Consider the following 17,369-nt stretch of genomic DNA (forward strand, 5'->3'; position numbering starts at 1 on the left):
TGATATTTCTTTACTCTATTACTTGTACTTGAGAAACCAAAAAAAGAGCTTGGGACGTAAGTCCCAAAAACCTTAAAATAAAAGACCGAAAATCGTAAAAAATGATTTTCAGTCTTTTATTTTTTAGATTATTGGGAGAATCCTTCATGTTTTCTAGCTTACTTAGCCTATATTTCCTTAAATTTACTGCGATTAACGCGAATCCAATTTCATTGTGTGCCTGTTGTTTCCCTCGAACAGAGAACCGAGTGAACCCTAAACAAGCCTTCAAATGTCCGAAAGCTGGTTCGACGTCAATTTTTCGTTGACGATAGAGTTTACCTGTTTCTTCTTCTGAAAGCAGCTGTTGAATTCTTGCTTTAAAGTATTCCCAATTCATGTTCTTTTGAATCTCACGATTCTTGTCACTCTTCGCTTTTGTACACTGGCTTCGAAGAGGACAATTCGAGCAGTCTTCACATTCATACCGTTTTAAATAACGTTTAAAGCCATATTTATCTGTACGAATAGAATAGTTTCGAAAATTCATTTTTCGTCCGTTTGGACAAAGAAACGTATCATCTAATTCCTGATACGACCAGTTTGCTGGAAGGAACGGATTTTGTTTAAACTTTTTCTTCTGTTCTTTATGGTACATGGCATAAGTGATGAGTGGTGTTCGCTCGTGATCCTCTAAAACCGCTTGATAGTTTTCTTCTCCTCCATAGCCGGCATCTGCGACAATATAGTTTGGCAGATCAAAGAAACGCTCTTTTAAAGTGGTTAAAAAAGGGCGCAATGTTCGTGTATCTGTTGGATTTGAGAAAAGATCATAGCCTAAAATATACTGACTGTTCGTGGCGATTTGAAGATTATAACCTGCTTTCAACTGACCATTTTTCATATGATCGTCTTTCATGCGCATAAAAGTGGCATCTAGATCAGTTCTAGAGTAACTGTTTCGTTGCCCTAAAATCTGTCTATGTTTTTGATAAGCGAGTTTTCGCTCTTTAAAGTCCTTGAAAAGTGTCCTTAATTTTTTAGGAATTTTTCGTTTAGAACGGATTGATTTGCGCGTAATTCCATCCTCTGCTTGTTCGATTTTTTCTGTAAACTTTTCGACAACATGCGCGAGATTTTCTTCAATCTTACCTAATTCAGTGACAGATAATTCTTTTGAGGACTCTCGCTCAATTTCAGGAATAATTTGATTCTTTAACAATTCATCGTAGAGAAAATTTGATTTTTCAGTAAGCTTTTTATCAAAGTTATCAATGGATTTTCTCCAAACAAAGGTGTATTTATTGGCGTTGGCTTCAATCTTTGTACCATCGATAAAAATGGCTTCTTCATCGATTAATTGTTCCTTGACTAATTGGCTACGGAACTGGACGAAGCACTCCCGAAGGAGTGCATTCACTAAAGGATTCACTCGAAAACGATTGATGGTTCGATAACTAGGTTGATAACTTTGAGTAAGCCACATCATGCGAATACTGTCTTTCGTCAAGGCTTCAATCTTGCGACCAGAAAATACAGATTGTGTGTAGGCACATAAAATCATCTTCATCATCATTTTCGGATGATAAGAAGAAGGCCCCATTTGATGATGAAAAGGAAGAAAGCGTTCCTCCGGAATACTTTCAACTAATTGATCAATGACAAACGCAATATCGTTTTTTTCTAACTGAAAACTAAAATCTAGAGGAAGAACGACTTGATTTGTGGTATAATTTTTAAACATAAGAACACCTCGCTGACTTATTTGTTTAGTCACTTTTATTTTAGCAAAGGTGTTCTTATTTTTGTACAAAAAAACAATCCAGATGCCAATCAATTTGACTGGTATCTGGATTTTTCGTTAGGACTTATGTCCCAAGCTCTTTTTCGTTAAGATCTATGTCTTAAGCTCCTTTTTTTTCGTTTTTTGGATCAGACTTTTCATATGATCTATAGCACCGATTCAACTGCTATCTTGAAAACCCCGTGGGTAAACTTGCTGAACGATGGCTTCCTACTACCAAAGGTTTTTCGTTTTTAGCTGAGCCATTTTTTTCTGTTGCATCTACGGACACGGCAAATCCATAGGGTGTAAGCTCAATGATCTCTTTGTCGAGTGAATGCATTTGGGTTGAAAATAAAACGCGCTCTTTTTTGATATAAACAGGAGATTGACCTGTGTTAAAAATACTGCGGATCATTTTTCCTTCATGTTCGTAAGCAAAGTCGAGAATTCCTGTTTCCTCATCGATTTCGTGCCAGCGCAGTTTGCCTTCCGATAGAAGTGTTTGATGTTTTTTTCTAAACGCAATCAATGTTTTTAAGAACTCGTACATATCTAAATCTTGTTTATCAGATTCCCAAATCATACATTTGCGGCAATCTGGATCGTCTGCACCATCCATTGCATATTCGTCTCCATAATAAAGACAAGGCACACCTTTTTGTAAGTAGGTAAAGGCCAAAACTTGCTTCATCAGTTCTTTATTATTTTGAGCGAGTGTCAATAAACGTGGTGTATCATGAGAATCCAGCACATTAAACATAATTTGATTGGTTTGTTCACGATAAAGCATTAATTGGTGATTTAGCTCAGAAACTAGCTGGCTTAATGAAATTGTTTGATAGATAAAATAAGAAAGAATGGCATCTGTAAAAGCATAATTCATGACCCCATGAAACTCATCCCCTTGAAGCCAAGCTTGAGAAGAGTGCCAAATTTCGCCTAAAATATAAATATCCGGTTTTACTTCTGTACAAACGTCGTGGAATTTACGCCAAAAACGATGATCTACTTCGTTTGCCACATCTAAACGCCAAGCATCGATATCAAACTCCATAATCCAATAGCGGGCAATTTCTAATAAAAAATCCTGTACTTCTTTGTTTGCCGTATTTAATTTCGGCATATGTGGCGTGAAGGCGAAAGTATCGTACGTAATAGCATCAGAGAATTCAAAATCAGCAGTCGGTGTGTAAGTAACTGGGAATTTATGGATGTGGAACCACTTTGCATACGGTGAATTCTCACCATTTTTGACGATATCTTGCCACTGAGGTGAAAAATCACCCATATGATTGAAAACAGCGTCTAACATGACACGGATACCTCGTTTATGACATTCGTCTACGACTTTCTTAAAGAGCTTTTTATCTCCGAAAGCTGAATCGATCTCGAAATAATCGATCGTGTCGTATTTGTGATTACTGGTAGCTTGAAAAATTGGACAGAAATAAATGCCCTTGATGCCAAGATCTACAAAATGGTCTAAATGATCTAAAACTCCCTGCAAATCCCCACCGAAAAAGTCTTCACGTCCGGGATGTTCTTTGCTGCCCCAAGGTAAAGTACCTTTCGGGTCATTAGTTGTGTCACCATTAGCAAAACGTTCAGGAAAAATTTGATACCAAATCGTTTCTTTTGCCCATTGAGGTGCTTTGAAACGGTCTGTTTCATGAAAGTAAGGTAGTTTAAAATAATTGCTGGCTGATTTTAATGTAGAATCTTGGTAAGGAAAGAATCCGTGTTCGCCGTAAAATAAGACAGTTCCATCCATACCTTCTATTTTGAAAGCGTAACTTAGGCGTCTAAATGGTGCAGAAGTCTCGATTATCCAATAATCATGTGTCGTAGTAGATAAATATTTTTCCATGGGGATCGTTGATCTGAACCACTCGCTGTGTTCAAATTGATAGGGGTCACCATTTAATAGTTCCGCACGTTTAATATCTCCTCTACCTGTTTTTAGCCGGATGTGCATTTTGTCTGATGTGTATAAATAAGCATATTCACTTTCTGGTTGATGATGGATCGCTGCAGTATTCATCTAATTTCTCCCTCTGTAATCGACTTCGTATTTTATTTAGTCATACTTTTCTAAAAACCACTCATATTATGACATATAAGAAAAACGTTTTCAATATATTTTTTCGCAATCGATTGCGCTTTGTTTTCTTGATTTGATATTTTACTTGATAAATAAAGGAAATCATCGTAAAAAAGTTCTATTTTAGCTTTTTTTAATTGATAATCGTTGTTTTATCAGTATTTTTCTATTTTGGAAGTAAGAACTTTAACCCCTTTTTTATTGGGAATAAAGAAAAAAATATAAATTTATTTATATATCTCTTGACAATTAATGCAAACGATTGCACAATATAAGAGAATAGAAAAGTAAAAAATTCCTAGGAGGAACAAAAGATGAAAAGAAAGATGAAAAAACTTTTGACATTAGGGGTAACAATGACAGCAGCGGCGTTCTTACTTGCAGCTTGTGGTGGTGGAGCATCGGAAAAAAAAACTTCTGACGGAAATGAAAACGCTTCTATAAAGTTGTGGGTGGATGTAGCTTTTGTTGACACGTACAAACCATTAGTAGAAGAATTTGAAAAAGAACATAAAGATTGGAAAGTGACTATTAAGCCAAGTGAATCTGCAACAGCACAGGAAAATCTGAAAAAAGATCCTAGTGCCGCAGCAGATGTTTTCATGATGCCTCACGATCAACTAGGTCAGATGGTGGATGCTGGAATTATTTATGCCAATACAAAATATGAAGATAGTGTGAAAGACAATAGTACTGAAAGTGCCGTTGAAGCGGCTACGTATGATGGTAAATTATATGGCTATCCATATGGCGTGGAATCACAATTTTTATATTATAACAAAGAAAAATTGACTGAAGAAGATGTGAAAAGCTGGGACAGTTTAACAGCTAAAGGCAAATTAGGCGCAAACTTTGGAGAAGCGGGTGCAAACTATATCTTTACGCCATTATTCATGTCAAATGGCGATGAATTATATGGTGAAAATGGTGAAGATATCAACGGAACGAACTTTAATAATGACAAAGGTGTCCAGGTTTTAAAATGGATTCACGCACAAAAGGATAATTCTGGTGTCGTTCAATCAAATGCTGATGCGCTTTCTAATTTAGGAAATGGTAAAATCGATGCTTTCTTATCTGGTCCGTGGTCTAAATTAGATGTAGAAAAAGCATTGGGAGACAACTTTGCGGTAGCGCCGTATCCGACTGTTGATTTGGGCAATGGTCCTGTTCAACAAAAAGCATTCTTGGGCGTGAAATTATTTGGAGTGAATGCATCAACGAAAAGTCCAGTTGCGGCAATGGCACTAGCTGACTTTTTAACAAATAAAGAAAATCAATTAACCGTTTTTGAGAAAAATGGGACAGTACCTGCAAACAAAGAGGCGCAAACAGATGGTAAAGTGACCTCTGACAAGGTAGCAGAAGCTGTAATGACAATGAGTGATGCAGATCATTCAGTGGTGATGCCAAAACTTCCAGAGATGGTTTCATTCTGGGGTCCTGCTGATGCGGTAATCAATGATACGTATAATGGCAAAATTGCTGAAGATCAATACTTACCAAAATTAGATAAATTAGTCAAAGATACTAGTAAAACAGGAAAATAATTCTTCACCATTTTCAAGGTGACCTTGAGGCTGGAACGAAACTCTATGAGCTTTGTCTCAGCCTTATTTCTTATTTAAAGAACAGGAAGTGAAATGCTATGAAGCAAAAGGCAAAAACTGAGGGGTCGATTTCTTTTAGAGAGTTATTCAAAAATGGCGATAAATCAATCAAGCTTTCTTATTTATTTATGGGGACAGCGAATATCATGAATGGGCAAATCGTCAAAGGTCTGGCATTTTTAGCGTTGCAGATTGGATTTGTAGCATGGTTGATCATTAATGGATTTCATGCATTGTCGATGTTGCAAACGTTAGGGACGAAATCTCAAGGATGGGTCATGGATGAGTCACTTGGGATCGAGGTGCAACAACCAGGTGATAATTCGATGTTACTATTATTGTTTGGGATCGCTGCAATTATTCTTATTTTACTTTTTATTTTTCTGTACATGATAAATCTACGAAGCGCCCGTAAAATTTACACGTTGAAACAAACAGGGCAATCTTTGCCGACATTAAAAGAAGATTTAAATAGTTTGCTGAATGAAAAATTTTATGTGACGTTGATGAGCATTCCGTTATTAGGTGTGTTGGCATTTACCATTTTACCGTTGCTTTATATGATTTCTATTGCCTTTACTAACTATGATCATAATCATTTGCCACCAAAAAATTTATTTCATTGGGTAGGTTTTGCTAATTTTGGGAATGTACTCACAGGTGATATTGCTGGAACCTTTTTCCCGGTGCTTACTTGGACATTGATTTGGGCAGTTTCGGCGACGGCGACGACTTTTTTCTTTGGCATTTTACTAGCTTTATTGATCAATGCTAAAGGAGTAAAAGGGAAAAAAGTTTGGCGGACGATTTTTGTGATCACGATGGCGGTCCCGCAATTTGTTAGCTTGTTGTTGATGGCAAACTTATTTAATGGTTCGGGTCCAGTCAATGCAATCCTGCAAAACTGGGGATTGATCGATCAGCCAATACCATTTTTAACTGATGCTTTACTAGCGAAGGTCACCGTTATTTTTGTGAATATGTGGGTTGGAATTCCAGTAACAATGTTAGTTGCCACTGGAATTATTACGAATTTACCAACGGATCAAATAGAAGCAGCAGAAATCGATGGAGCGAACAAATTTCAAATTTTTAGAAACATTACGTTTCCGCAGATTTTGTTTGTTATGGCTCCTAGTTTGATTCAGCAGTTTATTGGAAATATCAATAACTTTAATGTGATTTTCTTATTGACTGGCGGACAACCAGCGAACAGTAATTTTCACTCGGCTGGTGAGACAGATCTTTTGGTCACGTGGTTGTATAAATTGACAGTTACCGCTGCGGACTATAATCTTGCATCCGTGATTGGGATCATCATCTTTGTTCTTTCGGCAGTCTTCTCGTTATTCGCCTATACACGAAGCAGTTCATTTAAAACGGAAGGGGCGTAAATAAGCTTATGAAATCAAAAAAAAGAAAAAATTTAGTTTTTTATTATATCCTATTGACGATTTTATCGATTGTCTGGATTTTCCCAATCGTTTGGATTGTTTTGACTAGTTTTAGAAGTGAAGGCGGAGCTTTTGTGACGTACTTTATCCCTAAGCAGTTTACTTTTGAGAATTATAAAATGTTGCTGACAAGTTCGACGTATCCTTTTGTGCAATGGTTTTTAAATACGCTATTTGTAGCAATATGTAGTTGTATTTTATCGACGCTGATCACGATTGCAATGGCCTATTCACTGAGTCGCTTACGCTTTAGAGCGAGAAAACCGTTTTTGAAATTAGCATTAGTATTGAATATGTTTCCAGGCTTTATGAGCATGATCGCTGTTTATTATATTTTAAAAGCAATGAATTTGACAGGAAGTTTATTGGCATTGATTTTAGTTTATTCATCTGGAGCAGCACTAGGTTTTTATATTGCGAAGGGATTTTTCGATATAATTCCGATGGCGTTGGATGAATCTGCGATGATCGATGGAGCGAGCAAGTTTGAGATTTTCACGAAAATTACATTGCCGTTGAGTAAACCGATCATTGTTTATACCGCATTGATGGCGTTTATGGCACCGTGGATGGATTTTATTTTTGCGAAAATCATTTTAGGCGATAACGTGAACAAATATACGGTTGCGATTGGGTTGTTTACAATGCAGACGAAAGATAAAATCGATCAGTACTTTATGGCGTTTACAGCAGGTTGTGTGTTGATAGCCGTTCCGATCACATTGTTGTTTATCTTTATGCAGAAATATTATGTAGAAGGAATTACGAGTGGTTCGGTGAAAGGGTAAGAGGAAGTTTTGTCAAAAGTATATAGCTCTTAGAAATAACAAGAAATTTACGAATAAACGGTGGAACAGAAGTAACTCCGAGAAATAAGTTTGCATTCACAAGAATTTGAAGAGCCGTTTTCGTGAATTCTCTCTTATTTCTCGGAGTTAAACGCTGTTCCAATTTCTTTATTATGTTCTTCTTTTCGTGAAACGAGAGGATTGTCCTTCAATGACGTTGGCGATTTCTATTGCCAGCTGTTCTCTTGAGAGGGGGTCGTATCCTTTAACGAGTTTTCTGAGGCCTGGAATTTTTTTAAATCCTTGGATCAATTGACCACCAATAATAGAAGAATAACGTTTTTTGTCCATAACTAAACTAGGATAAAAAATGACGTTTTGCTCGGTTTGTGCTTTGATTGATTGTTCTGCTTGAAGTTTAGCATCCATATATTTTTTTAACGGAAAGGGAGCACTGTTAGCAGATAAAAATAGAAATTTAGCTGGATTCTCTTGTGTATCTAAATAGGTTAATATGATTTGAACAGGTTTCAAAATAAATCGTTCGTACGTGATGTTTTTAGAAGGGATTTCTTTAAGTATTCCAATCGCATCGATGATCCAGTCGGCTTCTTTTGCAGCAGGATGCCAGTTTTTATCTGTTAAAATATCAGAACGAAGCCAATGAACTTTTTGTGCCCAAGCAGTTGTTAGGTCAATTGGTTTGCCACTTCTAGAGACACAAGTTACGCTGTGACCACGCATTATCAATTCTTCTGAGAGTTTTTTTCCAATAAAACCGCTGCCGCCAAAAATAGTTATCTGCATTTTCTCTACCCACCTTTTTAAACTTAATAGGATAAATCTAGTTTATAACTAGTGTATCATTATCCTTCGAAATGAAACAAAAAAACGTACGAAAAAGAGAAGGTTTTCTCTTTAACGTATGTTTTTATTTTGTTGAATGAGTGCTGAAACACCGAAATGATCGCTGATAACAGGGGCGTTTTTTCCATCAAAAACGATTTCGTAGCTAGAAATCGTTAAATTTTTTGAAGTGAAAATATAGTCGATCCTCAGTTTTTCCTGATTTTCTCCCCAACCATCGATTGCTTTTTCCACGGTGTGTTCACCGATTTTTTCACTAGCTGTCAAAAAACTGTCTTGCAATTGTAATGAACTGTTTAGAACAAGATCATACCCCATTTGTTTTTTTGATGCTGGATTGTTAAAGTCACCCATGATCAGTAAAGGAGAAATATGATTTTGTAAGGCTAATTCGGTTTTTCGCCATTCATCTGAAAAACCGTCAGCTTCAGACCACCAAGAGTAATGGCAGCTTAAAACAGTGATGTTTTTCTCGTCTAATTTTGTTTGTCCTATCAGTAAGACTCTTCTGCGGTAATCACTGGGCTCTTTTTCTGTGGAAATGACGACTGCTTGCGGTTGGATCGGTTGTTTTGAAAGAAGAGCAACACCTTCATGGTAGATCGAATAGCCAATATGGTTATATGTCCAGCTCCAGTGATAGTCTTGTCCGCGTTCTTTCAAAAACTGAACTAAAAGATAAGCGAAATTGTCTTCATGGATCGGTAGCTGAGTTTCTGTTGGATGGAAGTTATGCGTTGAAATAACAGGTAAGCTATCAATGCGTTGATTGACTTCTTGTAGAGCGATCAGTGCGTAATCTTCTTGAATGATTTTCTCGGCCAACTGTTGTAATTTTTCTATAGGATGACTTTCTAGCCAGCTGTGGGTGTTCAGTGTAAGTACATTCATGTTTATTTCTCCTCCAGTAAAAGAAAAAGGAGTGGCATGAAGCCCATAGAGGTTTATGCCAACCCGTTTAAGTTTTCTTATATTAAATATCTAAACGACCAATAGGAGTTCCAGGTTCTTGTTTACCTGTTTTATCTAAATGGAAACCATTGATTTTTTCGCCATTTGTAAAGACGACGATCATGGTTGTTTGTTTGCCTGAAGCTTTTATTTTTTCTATATCAGCGGTAGCGATTTTTTCACCTGCAGTAATCTTTTGTCCTTCAGTTACAAGAATTGTAAAAGCAGATTCTGTCATTTCGATCGTATCAAGCCCCATATGGATCAACACTTCGATTCCTTCAGAAGTTGTAATACCTAGCGCATGTTTTGATGGGAAAATACTGCTGATCACACCATCGATCGGTGCGTAAATCGTCGTATCAACGGGGATAACAGCATAGCCATCTCCCATCATTTTTTGTGAAAAGACTGGATCGTCAACTTGATCGATGGCAATCACTTCGCCATTTGCAACAGGTACGATTATTTTGGTGATACCTAGATACTCAATTGACTTAAAGGATGGATCGGTTATTTCTGTTTGTTTAGGTGCTGGGATCGTAATGCCAGAATCCAATAAATCTTGGATATCTGATTTTAGCACATCTGCTTTTGGTCCGTAAACTGCTTGAACCCCGTTATCTTTAATGATCAATCCCATAGCACCAGCTTTTTTCCAAGCATCTTCCGCTCCGACTTTATTCTTATCTGTAACACTGACTCGTAGACGAGTCATACAGGCATCAACATCTGTAATGTTTTCTTTTCCGCCTAATAAATGAACGATTTCAATGATTTGTGGATCGATTCCGTCTGTATTTTGAGTATTTACTTGCGTTGAATCGTTCGTTTCATTATTATCGTAGTTTCCATTTCTGCCAGGAGTAGCAAAATTAAATTTTTTGATCATAAAGTTAGCGATAAAATAAGTGAGAACACCGAATGCAATAGTGCAAAGAATGAAATTCAGTAAATCACCGCCTAGCCCAGCTTTTATGGCTAAAGGTGTTCGAGTCAAAAGCTCAATATTTCCGAAAGAGTGAACACGCAATGCAATGATATCTGCCATGGCAAATGCTGCACCTTGGATTATGGCGTAAACAACATATAATGGGACGGCCGCAAACATAAACATGAATTCCAAAGGTTCAGTAACACCCGTTAGAAATACAGCTAAAGCAGCTGAAAGGTACATTGATTTATAACTTGCGCGTTTGTCGGGATCGACATTGCGGTACATGGCTAGAGTCATTCCCATTAAAATACCGGATGCACCGATCATTTGTCCGACTTTAAAACGAGCTGGAGTCCAATTTGCCAAGACATAATTGTATTGGGATGTGTCACCGGTCCCTTTTAAATTAACTAAATCAGTAGCCCAAGCAAGCCACAATGGATCTTGTCCAAAAACTTGCGTTCCGGCCTGTGCCCCAGACAAAATTTCGTATGTTCCACCTAGTTGAGTATAGTTGATAGGAATCGTCAACATATGGTGTAAACCAAACGGCAATAGCAAACGTTCTAATGTTCCGTATAAAAAGGGAGCTAAAATTGGCGCTGTATCTTGTGATTGAGCGATCCAAAGACCAAAATTATTGATACCGGCTTGAATGTATGGCCAAATAATGGCTAAAAGAATAGAAACGATCGTCGACCAAAGAATCACAACGAATGGGACGAAACGTTTACCATTGAAAAAAGAAAGTGCATCAGGTAATTTGCGATAATTATAATATTTATTGAAGGCCATCGCGCCGACAAAACCTGCGATGATTCCCACAAAAACCCCCATATTTAAAGCTGGCGCCTCTAAAACGCTGGTGAAAAATCCTTTGACCATGATTTTTGTACCGAACAATGTGTGAGTAAACGCTTTATCATCTGCTAACATTTCACTTGTTACGCCGAAAATTGAACCTGTGATTCGGTTGATCAAAATAAAAGAAAGTCCTGCAGCGAATGCACCACCTGCTCGTTCTTTCGCCCAACTACCACCAATCGCAAGGGCGAACAAGATATGCAAGTTACTGATGACACCCCAACCAATGTTTTCAATGACGCCGCCTGTTGTAGCAAGTGCGGCCCAATCTGGGTTGATCAAAGGAATAGTCTTACCGATACTGATCATTAATCCCGCAGCGGGCATCACGGCGATCACGACCATCAGTGCTTTACCAAATTTTTGCCAAAACTCAAAACTAAATAACTTTTTCATCTTTTTTCTCTCCTTTGCAATAATAGCGCAAACGTTTTCGTTGAATGTAGTATAAATCACTTCTTTATTTTTGTAAACCCTTAAAAAAATCAATTCCCTTTTTATGTCTATAAATCAATAGTATCATTATAGACATAGTTATTCTAATAAATAAGCTGTTTGGTAAAATAAATATTTGACAATGCAAACGGTTGCGTTTATTATGGTGTTAAGATGCGGAACGTTTACAGGAGGAGAGAGAATGAATCATTTATTTGAAATAGACCCATGGAAGATCGCTACACATCAGTTAGAGCGGAATGAACGTCGATTACAGGAATCGCTGACTTCAATGGGAAACGGTTATATGGGAATGAGAGGGAATTTTGAAGAACAGTATACAGGAGATCATCATAAAGGAACCTATTTAGCAGGTATTTGGTATCCAGATAAGACTAGAGTTGGCTGGTGGAAGAATGGCTATCCAGAGTATTTTGGCAAAGTCATCAATGCAGTGGATTTTATCGCAATGGATATTTTCGTGAATGGGAAAGTAATTGATTTAGGCATTCAAGACCCGAAAGACTTTTATTTAGAATTAGATATGCGCAATGGTCTGTTGACGCGTACATTTATCCTTGAACATGAGGATACGAGTATTAAATTCCGTTTTGAGCGTTTCTTGAGTATTGTGCAACAAGAATTGGCTATGATTCGAGTAACAGTAGAAGTTCTTGAAGGAACCTCAGATATTGAGATTGTATCAAAAATCGACGGAGATGTTCGCAATGAAGATAGTAATTATGATGAAATGTTCTGGGAAGCACAGCAGTCAGGTTTTGAAGAAGCCATCGGGTTTTTAACGACGTCTACGATCCCTAATCCATTTGGAATCGAACAATTCAGTGTAACTGCGGCAATGAAACATGTAACCGAAGCTAAAGCAGGTTTAGCTGAAACAGAACCATTAAAAGTACAACAAGTATTTCGTGAAACTTTGCAAAAAAACGAGAGCATGACAGTAGAAAAACAAGTGATTGTTTTGACAAGCCGTGATGTTCCAGAAACAGAGCAGCAAGAAAAAGCGATTCAATTATTGAAAGAGAATACCAAGACTTTTGATGAACTGTTAAATGAACAAAATGAAGCTTGGGCGGCACGTTGGGCACTTTCCGATGTTGTGATCGAGGGTGACGATGCGGCGCAACAAGGCATTCGGTTCAATTTATTCCAATTATTTACCACATATTATGGTGATGATGAACGCTTGAATATTGGGCCTAAAGGCTTTACGGGTGAAAAATACGGTGGTGCTACTTATTGGGATACCGAAGCGTATGCTGTTCCTCTTTATTTAGCTTTGGCTAAACCTGAAGTGACAAAAAATTTATTGAAATATCGTTATAACCAATTGGAACAAGCTAAGTACAATGCACGTCAACAAGGCTTAGCAGGCGCCTTGTATCCGATGGTTACATTTACCGGTATCGAGTGTCATAATGAGTGGGAAATCACGTTTGAAGAGATCCATCGAAATGGTGCGATTGCCTACGCTATCTATAATTATGTGAATTATACAGGCGACAACGAGTACTTAAAAAACGAAGGGTTACAAGTTTTGACTGAAATCGCACGTTTTTGGGCAGATCGTGTTCATTTTTCTAAACGGGCTCAAAAATATATGATCCATGGTGTCACCGGGCCAAATGAATATGAAAATAATGTCAACAATAATTGGTACACAAATACAATCGCAGCCTGGGTATTGCAATATACCTTAGATAATTATGCTAAGTACAAAACTGAAACCCCCGTTGAAATTACAAAAGAAGAACGAGAACATTGGCAAGAAATTATCAAAAATATGTATTATCCATTTGATGAAGAGTTAGATATTTTTGTGCAGCATGATACTTTCTTAGATAAGGATTTGATGCCGAGAACCGCTTTAACACAAGCCGACTTACCATTGAATCAGCATTGGTCTTGGGACCGTATTTTACGCTCTTGCTTTATCAAACAAGCGGATGTGCTACAAGGAATTTATTTCTTTGGTGAACGTTTTTCACGAGCAGAGAAAGAGCGGAATTTCTTGTTTTATGAGCCAATGACCGTCCATGAATCCTCTTTATCGCCAAGTGTTCATGCGATTTTAGCAGCTGAACTCGGAATGGAAGAAAAAGCGGTAGAAATGTATCAACGGACCGCTCGTTTAGATTTAGATAATTACAATAACGATACGGAAGACGGGTTGCACATCACCTCTATGACTGGCAGCTGGCTTGCCATCGTGCAAGGGTTTGCCCAAATGAAGACTGCTGATGAGAAATTAAGTTTTGCACCGTTTTTACCAAGTACATGGACGAGCTACGCTTTTCATGTGAATTATCGTGACCGCTTGTTATATGTAACGGTGGATAAAGAAAATGTTCGTTTGCAACTTATTTCCGGAGCAGAATTGCCTCTCTCATTATATGAAAACAAAGTGGTTTTAGTAGATGAATTAGTGAGTGTGATGGAAACGAAGAATAAACATGTTTAAAGGTATTTTAGCTGATTTAGATGGTATGCTAATTAAATGATTATTATTTAGAGAGGCTTCAAAAAGTTACTACAGTCGATGTTTATTCAGGTAGCTCCAGACTTGTTAAGACATTTAAAAAACAAGGAATCAAAATGTCGATAGCAACAAGGTATCAATCTGTGGTATTATTTTCTACGATAGAATGATTTATTGATGGATTTATAATGAACCGCGAAAGGAGTGGAAAAGATGACGATTACAGTGAAAGATGTTGCTAAAAAGGCTGGCGTTGCGACTTCTACAGTGTCCAGAGTAATCAATGATCACTCCAGTATTTCAGACGCTACGAAGAAGAAAGTCTATAAAGTAATGGAAGAAATGGGGTATGTTCCAAACATTGCAGCCAGAAATCTTGGAAAACGTTCTTCAGGAGCTGTGGGTGTGATCTTGCCGCCGCTAGATTCTCGTGAGCGAATGGGAAATCCGTTTTACTTAGAGATTATTGAGTCGATCAATGATGAAGCACGTAAACATAGCATGACAACGGCAATTGCAACGGCACAATCCTTTGAAACTTTACTGGAAAACGTTCAACTAATGCACCGACAAAAACAAGTCGACGGCTTTATTCTGTTGTATTCAGATAAAGAGGATCCAGTTATCGATTACTTATTCAAAAATCAAGTTCCTTTCTCCTTGATTGGTCAACCTTATACAAATGAAGACAAAGTTATTTATGTAGATAATGATAATCAGCTATTAGGAAAACATGCAACTGATTATTTGATTGAAAATGGACACAAAAATATTTTATTTATTACAAATACAACGCATGAAAATGTTTATTATGAACGCTATTTTGGGTATCAAAAGGCTATGATGCTAGCGAATTTAAAGGTATTGCCTTCAGTTGATATGGAAAAGCCGGAAGATTATGTCGCATTTGAGGAACGTTTAAAAGAGACAAATGCAACGGCCGCTGTCGTGATCGACGATATTTTTGCGATGCGGATGATTCAATTAGCGCAAATGTATGGTTATCGAGTACCGGATGATTTTTCGGTGATTAGCTTTAATAATTCTATTTATGCGACATTAGTCCATCCTTATCTGACAAGTATCGATATTGATATTGCAGAACTAGGCAGAACAGGTATGCAAAAACTGATTGAATCATTACAAGAAAAAGAAGCAACGGGCGTTCGAATGGTGATTCCGCATAAATTGATTAAGCGCGAGACGGTACTCAAATTGAGAAAGTAGTTCGTTATTTAATGCGAAGAAGGAATAAAGATGTATTTCCAAAGAAGAGTGTGATAAAAGTATTTTCTACTTTTGTCTCACTCTTTTTACGCTCATTTTTACCTAGTTCTATTGAATCGGTTGTTTTATTTATCTTTCATGGATAAGTGTTTTATCAAAAAAAATCTATTATATTTTAATAAAAAATAAAAGGCTGAAACGATGTTTTTCAATGGTTTGTAGTATACTTAACAAAAGCAAAGAAGTACGCGTTGGAGGGAAGATTATGGTAGAGAATTCAACAAAAATCGAGACGACCGAAGGCATTGACGAAGCCAGTAATGATTTAAATATAAAAGTCCTTATTATATATGGGAAATTGATGTTAGAAAGTAATTATGGTGTATCTGAAGTGCGAAGTAATCTCATTCAAATGATGTTATTTATGGGGATCAATTCTTTTTCTTTCTATATTACACCTACAAACTTAATGTTGATCAATCAGCAAACAAATGATGTGAAAATGTTAAGCATACAAAAGTATTCGTATAATTTTGAAAAAATGAGCCATATAAAGACAAAAGTCGATGCATTTTTAACAAAAAAAATCACAACAGATGAATTATACAAAGAATTTAAGCAGATAGATAAACACGATTATGCGTTTCCGCGACATGTTCAAATTTTTGTAGCAGGTATTATTTGCGGATCTATGTACATTTTGATCAATAAATTATCTATGGCTGCTTTTTTAGCCTTTCTAGTCGGTGTGGTCGGCTATTTTTGCTATATTATTTTAGAAAAGTACATCAATATTAAAATTTTCTCAATATTCTTATACTCAACGATTGTCTCGACTTTGGCGGTGTTGCTGGTGAAAAATAATATCACACAAGATTCTTTTTCTTTGACCCTCAGTTGTATGATGCCGCTATTGCCTGGGGCTACCTTAGTCAATGCAATAAGAGATAGCATTGATGGTGACTATTTATCCGGTATCTCGCAAGCCTCTGAAGCAATCAATACCGCATTGATGTTGGGGCTACCAGTCGCGTTCATATTGACAAACTTTTAATAAGGAGGCATAGCAATGCTTACACAAATCATTTTTAGTTTTTTAGTTAGTGGCAGTACGTCCATTTTAAATAATGTTCAAAAAAAATATTTTGTACTTTGCGGAATCTCGGGTGTTATTGCGGCACTTGCTTATAATTATTTTATTGCGCATAACAATGCGGCTATTTCTTCTTTAATCTCTTGTGTGATCCTATCGATTTGCAGTCAATTCTTTGCCCAAATGACAAAAATTCCTAGTATGGTTTTTACGATTTCTGGTATTATGCCGATCGTTCCTGGAAGCTTGCTGTTCAAAGCATTCAATTCGCTTGCTGAAAATAATTACAATCAAGCTATTAATTTTGGGACACAAGCAATTTTAGTTGGTTTTTCAATTGCCATTGGGTTTTTAATTAACGAAGTCCTCTCTTCTGTTCTATTGAATTTAAAAAACGCAGTTAAAAAAATTTAACTGCGTTTTTTAGTATGTAAATTTTGATTTTGACGTTAGTTGTCTTCTTTATTTCTAGTATCTCAGCGTAGAAGATATATTTTGTTTATAGAACCTTATCGTCGTATTTAAAAATAGAAAATGTCATTGCCTTTGTATTTTTTCGATGGAGGAAGGATCGTTTATCTTTCGTTTCGTAAATTTACTTATTGTACTATATAAATTCATAGGGAACAATCTGAAATGTTGAAGCAGGCTTAATCACGAAAGAAAAATAAGAAGTGTAAATATATTTTATTTTTTTGTTTTTTGTTTATATTAGATTATTTGATTATAAAATAAGTTAGAGTGTTTTCTCCAGAAATTGGGATCGAAAAAACTTTC

General features: G+C 36.7%; 12 protein-coding genes. 7 read left to right on the forward strand and 5 right to left on the reverse strand.

Annotated elements, in window-relative coordinates:
- Window positions 1–10 precede the first annotated feature (10 nt).
- Window positions 11–1,723, reverse strand: a complete 1,713-nt coding sequence (locus AC4BC4_RS14705; RefSeq protein ID WP_490477385.1) for an IS1182 family transposase — start codon at window positions 1,721–1,723, stop codon at window positions 11–13.
- A 226-nt stretch (window positions 1,724–1,949) separates the two neighbouring features.
- Window positions 1,950–3,806, reverse strand: a complete 1,857-nt coding sequence (locus tag AC4BC4_RS14710; protein WP_490476202.1) for a glycoside hydrolase family 13 protein — start codon at window positions 3,804–3,806, stop codon at window positions 1,950–1,952.
- Window positions 3,807–4,180: 374 nt separating this feature from the next.
- Between AC4BC4_RS14710 and AC4BC4_RS14715 the strand changes: the two genes are divergently transcribed.
- From AC4BC4_RS14715 to AC4BC4_RS14725, 3 genes are all read left to right on the forward strand, one after another.
- Entirely contained in the window at window positions 4,181–5,416 is a 1,236-nt protein-coding gene (locus AC4BC4_RS14715; protein WP_490476203.1) for an extracellular solute-binding protein, read from the forward strand.
- 98 nt (window positions 5,417–5,514) lie between these two features.
- The gene (locus tag AC4BC4_RS14720; protein WP_490476204.1) at window positions 5,515–6,870 is read left to right on the forward strand and encodes a carbohydrate ABC transporter permease; all 1,356 of its coding nucleotides are present in this window, start codon (window positions 5,515–5,517) and stop codon (window positions 6,868–6,870) included.
- 8 nt (window positions 6,871–6,878) lie between these two features.
- On the forward strand, window positions 6,879–7,718 hold the full coding sequence (locus AC4BC4_RS14725; protein ID WP_490476205.1) for a sugar ABC transporter permease: 840 nt from the start codon (window positions 6,879–6,881) through the stop codon (window positions 7,716–7,718).
- Window positions 7,719–7,889: 171 nt separating this feature from the next.
- Here the strand turns inward: AC4BC4_RS14725 and AC4BC4_RS14730 are convergent, their stop codons facing one another.
- From AC4BC4_RS14730 to AC4BC4_RS14740, 3 genes are all read right to left on the reverse strand, one after another.
- The gene (locus AC4BC4_RS14730) at window positions 7,890–8,525 is read right to left on the reverse strand and encodes an NAD-dependent epimerase/dehydratase family protein (RefSeq protein WP_490476206.1); all 636 of its coding nucleotides are present in this window, start codon (window positions 8,523–8,525) and stop codon (window positions 7,890–7,892) included.
- Window positions 8,526–8,636: 111 nt separating this feature from the next.
- Window positions 8,637–9,476, reverse strand: coding sequence for an endonuclease/exonuclease/phosphatase family protein (locus AC4BC4_RS14735; RefSeq protein ID WP_490476207.1), 840 nt, complete (start codon window positions 9,474–9,476; stop codon window positions 8,637–8,639).
- An 82-nt stretch (window positions 9,477–9,558) separates the two neighbouring features.
- Entirely contained in the window at window positions 9,559–11,733 is a 2,175-nt protein-coding gene (locus AC4BC4_RS14740) for a PTS transporter subunit IIBC (RefSeq protein ID WP_490476208.1), read from the reverse strand.
- Window positions 11,734–11,914: 181 nt separating this feature from the next.
- Here AC4BC4_RS14740 and AC4BC4_RS14745 point away from each other — a divergent pair, with 181 nt between their 5' ends.
- From AC4BC4_RS14745 to AC4BC4_RS14760, 4 genes are all read left to right on the forward strand, one after another.
- A complete protein-coding gene (locus AC4BC4_RS14745; protein WP_490476209.1) occupies window positions 11,915–14,254 on the forward strand; it encodes a glycoside hydrolase family 65 protein in 2,340 nt (779 codons plus the stop codon).
- 231 nt (window positions 14,255–14,485) lie between these two features.
- Window positions 14,486–15,499 (forward strand): LacI family DNA-binding transcriptional regulator, encoded by a 1,014-nt coding sequence (locus tag AC4BC4_RS14750; RefSeq protein WP_438757974.1) that lies wholly within the window; start codon window positions 14,486–14,488, stop codon window positions 15,497–15,499.
- Between the two features lie 265 nt (window positions 15,500–15,764).
- Entirely contained in the window at window positions 15,765–16,553 is a 789-nt protein-coding gene (locus AC4BC4_RS14755) for a threonine/serine exporter family protein (RefSeq protein WP_438757975.1), read from the forward strand.
- Window positions 16,554–16,568: 15 nt separating this feature from the next.
- Window positions 16,569–17,006 carry a threonine/serine exporter family protein gene (locus tag AC4BC4_RS14760; protein ID WP_438757976.1) on the forward strand — a complete coding sequence of 146 codons (438 nt, stop codon included), beginning with the start codon at window positions 16,569–16,571 and terminating at the stop codon, window positions 17,004–17,006.
- Window positions 17,007–17,369: the final 363 nt, after the last annotated feature.

The organism is Enterococcus sp. AMC1086, from assembly GCF_058216575.1.